The sequence below is a fragment of the Paraburkholderia eburnea genome (genome assembly GCF_002917095.1).
Taxonomy (GTDB): Bacteria; Pseudomonadota; Gammaproteobacteria; order Burkholderiales; family Burkholderiaceae; genus Paraburkholderia; species Paraburkholderia eburnea.
In genome coordinates this window covers 1-5,772 of the sequence record NZ_PQGA01000046.1, presented here as the reverse complement: position 1 = coordinate 5,772, position 5,772 = coordinate 1, and the positions used below count along the sequence as shown (strand labels likewise).

Sequence of the window (5,772 nt, the reverse complement as noted above, 5' to 3'; positions counted from 1 at the left end):
GGCATCCCTATTCCCCCACCTCCTCTGCACGATGGCAGGATACCTGACGCCCATCCACTTCGCGAAGTGCCGGCACTTCCTGACGGCAGCGTTCGATCGCATACGGACAGCGCTGATGGAACGTGCAGCCCGACGGCGGATTCAGCGGCGACGGCAATTCGCCTTCGAGCTTGATCTTCACGCGGCGGTCCGCCTCGAAGATCGCCGGCGTCGCCGACAGCAGCGAGCGCGTGTACGGATGGCGCGGCCGCCCGATCACTGTCTCCTTGTCGCCCAGTTCCGCCACGCCGCCCAGATACATCACCATCACGTCGTCGGCGACATGCTCGACCACGGACAGGTTGTGCGAGATGAACACGTAGCTCGTGCGGAACTGCTCCTGCAGGTCCATGAACAGATTGAGGATCTGCGCCTGGATCGACACGTCGAGCGCCGACACCGGCTCGTCGGCCACCACGATCTGCGGATCGAGAATCATCGCGCGCGCGATCGCCACACGCTGACGCTGCCCGCCCGAGAACATATGCGGATAGCGCTTGGCGTGCTCGGGCCGCAGGCCGACGATGCGCATCATGTGCGCGATGCGGTCCGCGCGCTCGCTGGCCGTGAGCCGGGTGTTGATGGCGAGCGGCTCGCCCAGCGTCTGCTCGACGGTCTTGCGCGGATTGAGCGAGGCGAACGGGTTCTGAAACACCATCTGCACGCGCCGGCGCAGCGCGGCGATCCTGTCCTTGCCGGCGCTTGCGACATCTTCGCCGTCGATCGTGAGCACGCCCGAGGTGGGCGGCTCGATCATCGTGAGCTGGCGCGCGAGCGTGGACTTGCCGCAGCCCGACTCGCCCACCACCGCGAGCGTGCGCCCGCGCGCCAGCGAGAACGACACGCCGTTGAGCGCCTTCACGGTGCCCGTGCCGAACATGCCGCGCTTCACGCTGTAGTGCTTCTTCAGATCGTGCGCGACGAGCACTTTCTCGTCGTCATGAGCCGCGGATTGCTGGACTGCGTTCATCGCGCGCCTCCATTCAGGGTTTCGGACGCCACGTTCAGCGGCTTGATGCAGCGCACGAGCGCACGGGCGCCCGTGTCCGCGACCGGGGCGACCGGTTCGAGCGCAGGCCGCGCCTGGTTGCAGCCGGCCACCACGTATTTGCAGCGCGGCGCGAACAGACACCCGCCCGGGCGATCGTCGCGCCCCGGCACCATGCCCGGCAGCGCGGCCAGCCGCGCGGCGCCCTGGTTGTGCTCGGGGATCGCCGCGAGCAGCGCCTGCGTGTACGGATGATGCGGGCGCGCAAAGATATCGGGCACCCGGTTGGTTTCGATGATCTCGCCCGCGTACATCACGGCCACGCGCTGCGCCACTTCCGACACCACCGCCAGATCGTGCGAAATCAGCACGAGCGCCATGCCCCGGTCCTTCTGCAGCCGGACGAGCAGTTCCATGATCTGCGCCTGGATCGTCACGTCCAGCGCCGTGGTCGGCTCGTCGGCGATCAGCAGCTTCGGGTTGCAGGCCACGGCCATCGCGATCATCACGCGCTGGTTCATGCCGCCCGACATCTGGTGCGGATAGTTGTCGATGCGGTTCTTCGCGTCGGGAATGCCCACCTGGTCGAGCAGTTCGAGCGCGCGCGCGTGCAGCGCGGCGCCGCGCAGGCCCTCGTGCAGCCGGAGCACCTCCTTGATCTGGTAGCCCACCGTGTAGCTCGGGTTCAGGCTCGTGAGCGCGTCCTGGAACACCATCGCGATGTCCTTGCCGACGATGCGGCGGCGCTCGCGGCCCGTGGCGTTGAGCAGGTCGCGGCCATCGAAGGTGATCGAGTCGGCCGTGACCTTGCCCGGCGCGTCGATCAGGCCCATCAGCGCCATCATCGTCACGCTCTTGCCCGAGCCCGATTCGCCGACGATGCCGAGCACTTCGCCCGGCGCGACCGACAGATTCACGCGGTCCACCGCGGGCAGGCCGTTGAAGTTCACCGCGAGATTGCGGATGGTCAACAGTTCTTTTTCCATCTCAGGCCATCCGTTTGAGCTTGGGATCGAGGGCGTCGCGCAGCCCGTCGCCGAGCAGGTTGATCGCGAGCACCGAGATCAGGATCGAGAGGCCCGGCATCGTGACGATCCACCATGCGCTGTCGATATAGTCGCGCGCCGAGGCGAGCATCGCACCCCACTCCGCGGCCGGCGGCTGCACGCCCAGGCCCAGAAAGCCCAGCGCGGCCGCATCGAGAATCGCCGAGCTGAAACCGAGTGTCGCCTGCACGATCAGCGGCGCGGTGCAGTTGGGCAGCACCTGCGAGAACATCAGGCGCAGCGTGCCCGCCCCGGCCACGCGCGAGGCCGTCACGTACTCCTTGTGCAGTTCGCCCAGCGCCGAGCCGCGCGCCAGACGCACGTAACCCGGCAGCGCGACGATCGCGATCGCGAGCATCGTGTTGGTCAGGCCCGGCCCGATGATCGCCACCACGGCGACGGCCAGCAGCAGCGAGGGCAGCGCGAGCAGCACGTCCATCAGACGCATGATGGGCGTGTCGGCCCATTTCTCGAAGAACGCGGCGACGAGGCCGAGCACGATGCCCGGAATCAGCGCGAGCACCACCGACACGCAGCCGATCCACAGCGACAGGCGCGCGCCGTACATCAGACGCGAGAGGATGTCGCGGCCCGCTTCGTCGGTGCCGAGAATGAACTTCCAGTTGCCGCCGTCGAGCCACGCGGGCGGAATCTTCACAAAGTCGCGGTATTGCTCGATGGGGCTGTGCGGCGCGAGCACCGGCGCGAAAATCGCGACGACGACCAGCAGCAGCACGATCACGCCGGCGCCCACGGCGCCCCGGTTGCGCGAGAAGTTCGCCCAGAATTCGCGCAGCACGAGCGCGCGGCCCGAAGGCGGCGTGACGGCGCCAGGCGCGGTGTTTTGAATATCGGCCATGATGGATTACCTCGTGTGGCGGATGCGCGGATTGAGCACGCCGTACAGCAGATCGACGACCAGGTTCACGAGGATCACGAGCGTCGCGATCATGAGAATGCCGCCCTGCACCACCGGATAGTCGCGGCGGCTGATCGCATCGATCAGCCATTTGCCGATGCCGGGCCACGAGAACAGCGTCTCGGTGAGCACGGCCCCCGCGAGCAGGGTGCCGACCTGCAGGCCGATCACGGTGACGACGGGAATCAGCGCATTGCGCAGCGCATGCACGACGATCACGCGCAGCGGCGACAGCCCCTTCGCGCGCGCCGTGCGGATGTAGTCCTCGCGCAGCACTTCGAGCATGGAGGAGCGCGTCATGCGCGCGACCACCGCCAGCGGAATCGTGCCGAGCACGATCGCGGGCAGGATCAGGTGCGAGAGCGCCGACCTGAACGAGCCTTCATCGGTGCCGGGCAGCAGCGAATCGATCAGCAGGAAGCCCGTGACGTGCGGAATGTCGAACTCCACCGCGATGCGCCCGGAAACCGGCGTCCAGCCCAGCTTCGACGAGAACACCATGATGAGGATGAGGCCCCACCAGAAGATCGGCATGGAGTAGCCGGTGAGCGCCGTGCCCATGACGCCGTGATCGACCACGGTGCCGCGCCGCAGCGCCGCGAACACGCCCGCGGGCAGGCCAATCGCCAGCGCGAAGACCAGCGCGCAGACCGACAGTTCGACGGTGGCGGGAAAGCGCGCGAGGAATTCGTCCATCACGCCCGTGTTGGTGATGATCGAGGTGCCCAGGTTGCCTTGCAGCGCGTGGCCGACGTAGTGCAGATACTGCATCGGCAGCGGCTCGTCGAGCCCCAGGCGATGCATCGCGTCGGCGTGCATCTGCGGATCGACCCCGCGCTCGCCCATCATCACTTCGATGGGGTCGCCCGGAATCAGGTGGATGAGTGCGAACGCCAGGATCGTGATACCGATGAAGGTGGGTATCACCATGCCAATGCGGCGCAGTACGAAGCGGAACATGTCGTGTTCCCCCCTAAAACTTCAATGAGCCTGAATTGAAACGCAACCGGCGACAGGGGCTCGTGACCCCGGTCGCCGGACCATTTTCCGCCTGTTTCCCCGATCTGCGGGCGAAGCGGAAAGTCTTACCCGATGATCGTTACTGCATGCTCACGCCGTCAAAGCGCGCGTAGCCCAGCGGCTCGATGCGCATGTCGACCACCTTTTTGCTCACCGGCTGATAGACCGTCGAGTGCGCGATCGGCGAGAACGGCAGCTGCTGCGAGAAGATCTGCTGCGCCTGCGTGTAGAGCTTGGTGCGCTGCGCCTGGTCCGAAGTCTGACGCGCCTTCTGGATCAGATCGTCGAACGGCTTGTAGCACCACTTGCCGAAGTTGTTGCCGTTCACGGCCTCGCAGCCCAGCAGCGTGCCGAGCCAGTTGTCCGGATCGCCATTGTCGCCCGTCCAGCCGATCAGCATCGAGTCGTCCTCGCCCGCGTGCGCGCGCTTGATGTACTCGCCCCATTCGTACGTGACGATCTTCGCCTTCACGCCGATCTTCGCCCAGTCGGCCTGGATCATTTCGGCCATCAGGCGCGCGTTCGGGTTGTAGGCGCGCTGCACCGGCATCGCCCAGAGCGTCATTTCGAAGCCGTTCGGGAAACCGGCCTTCGCGAGCAGCGCCTTGGCCTTCTCCGTGTCATACGGCTGCGCCGTGAGGCTCCTGTCGTAGGACCATTGCGTCGGCGGCATCGGGTTGGTCGCGGCCTGGCCCGCGCCCTGGTACACCGACTCGATGATCGCCTTCTTGTTGATCGCCATGTCGAGCGCTTCACGCACTTCGAGCTTGTCCATCGGCTTGCGCGTCACGGTGTACGACAGATAGCCCAGGTTGAAGCCCGGCTGCGACGGCATCGCGAGGTTCGCATCGGCCTTCAGCGGCGCGATGTCGGCGGGACGCGGATAGCTCATCACCTGGCATTCGTCGCGCTTGAGCTTCTGCACGCGCACGCTCGCGTCCGGCGTGATCGAGAAGATCAGCTTCGAGAGCTTGACCGCGCCCGGCTTCCAGTAATCCGGATTGCCGTCGAAGCGGATCGTCGCGTCCTTCGTGTAGCTCCTGAAGATGAACGGGCCGGTGCCGACCGGGTTCTGGTTGATGTCGGCGGCCTTGCCGGCCTTCATCAACTGGTCCGCGTATTCAGCCGAGAGGATCGAGGCGAATTCCATCGCCATGTTCTGGATGAACGGTGCGTTCGGCTCGTTGAGCGTGAACTTCACGGTGTAGGGATCGACCTTCTCGACCTTCGCGATCAGCTTGTCGAGACCCATGTCGGTGAAGTACGGGAACGACACCGGATACGCCTTGCGGAACGGCTGGTTCGGGTCCAGCATGCGCTGGAACGAGAAGACGACGTCGTCGGCGTTGAATTCGCGCGTGGGCTTGAAGAACGCCGTGGTCTGGAACTTCACGCCGTGGCGCAGATGGAACGTGTAGGTCTTGCCGTCGGCGGACACATCCCACGATTGCGCCAGGCCCGGCTCGACCTTGGTGCCGCCGCGCTCGAATTCGACGAGGCGGTTGTAGACGGTGAACGTGTTCGCGGTGAAATCGGTGCCGGTGGTGTACTGCGCCGGATCGAAACCGGCGGGGCTGCCTTCCGAGCAGTAGACGAGCGTCTTGTTCGGGATGCTGCCCTCGGCGTGCGCGAGCGGCGCGCCCGCAATCGATGCCGCTGCGAGCGCCACGAAAGACGTCATTCGTGCAGCACGCAACAGTTTGTTTTGTTTCATGTTTCCTCCAGTTCGGTGCCGGCCGGAGCCAGCGTAGCGCGATCTT

5 protein-coding genes are annotated in these 5,772 nt (G+C 65.8%); all 5 read right to left on the bottom strand.

All coding sequences use genetic code 11. The features are described from left to right. Window positions 1–7 precede the first annotated feature (7 nt). The 5 genes from B0G62_RS30935 to B0G62_RS30915 all read right to left on the bottom strand — a co-directional run bounded on the left by B0G62_RS30935 (window position 8) and on the right by B0G62_RS30915 (window position 5,726). On the bottom strand, window positions 8–1,009 hold the full coding sequence (locus B0G62_RS30935; protein WP_103707972.1) for a peptide ABC transporter ATP-binding protein: 1,002 nt from the start codon (window positions 1,007–1,009) through the stop codon (window positions 8–10). After that, window positions 1,006–2,013: an ABC transporter ATP-binding protein gene (locus B0G62_RS30930; protein ID WP_103707971.1), complete on the bottom strand. Its 1,008-nt coding sequence runs from the start codon at window positions 2,011–2,013 to the stop codon at window positions 1,006–1,008. Before B0G62_RS30930 ends, B0G62_RS30935 begins: the two co-directional genes overlap by 4 nt. 1 nt (window position 2,014) lies before the next feature. Continuing rightward, window positions 2,015–2,932 carry an ABC transporter permease subunit gene (locus B0G62_RS30925; protein WP_103707970.1) on the bottom strand — a complete coding sequence of 306 codons (918 nt, stop codon included), beginning with the start codon at window positions 2,930–2,932 and terminating at the stop codon, window positions 2,015–2,017. A gap of 6 nt (window positions 2,933–2,938) precedes the next feature. After that, on the bottom strand, window positions 2,939–3,952 hold the full coding sequence (locus B0G62_RS30920; RefSeq protein WP_103707969.1) for an ABC transporter permease subunit: 1,014 nt from the start codon (window positions 3,950–3,952) through the stop codon (window positions 2,939–2,941). 139 nt (window positions 3,953–4,091) lie between these two features. Beyond that, window positions 4,092–5,726, bottom strand: coding sequence for an ABC transporter substrate-binding protein (locus tag B0G62_RS30915; protein ID WP_103707968.1), 1,635 nt, complete (start codon window positions 5,724–5,726; stop codon window positions 4,092–4,094). Between the last annotated feature and the right edge of the window lie 46 nt (window positions 5,727–5,772).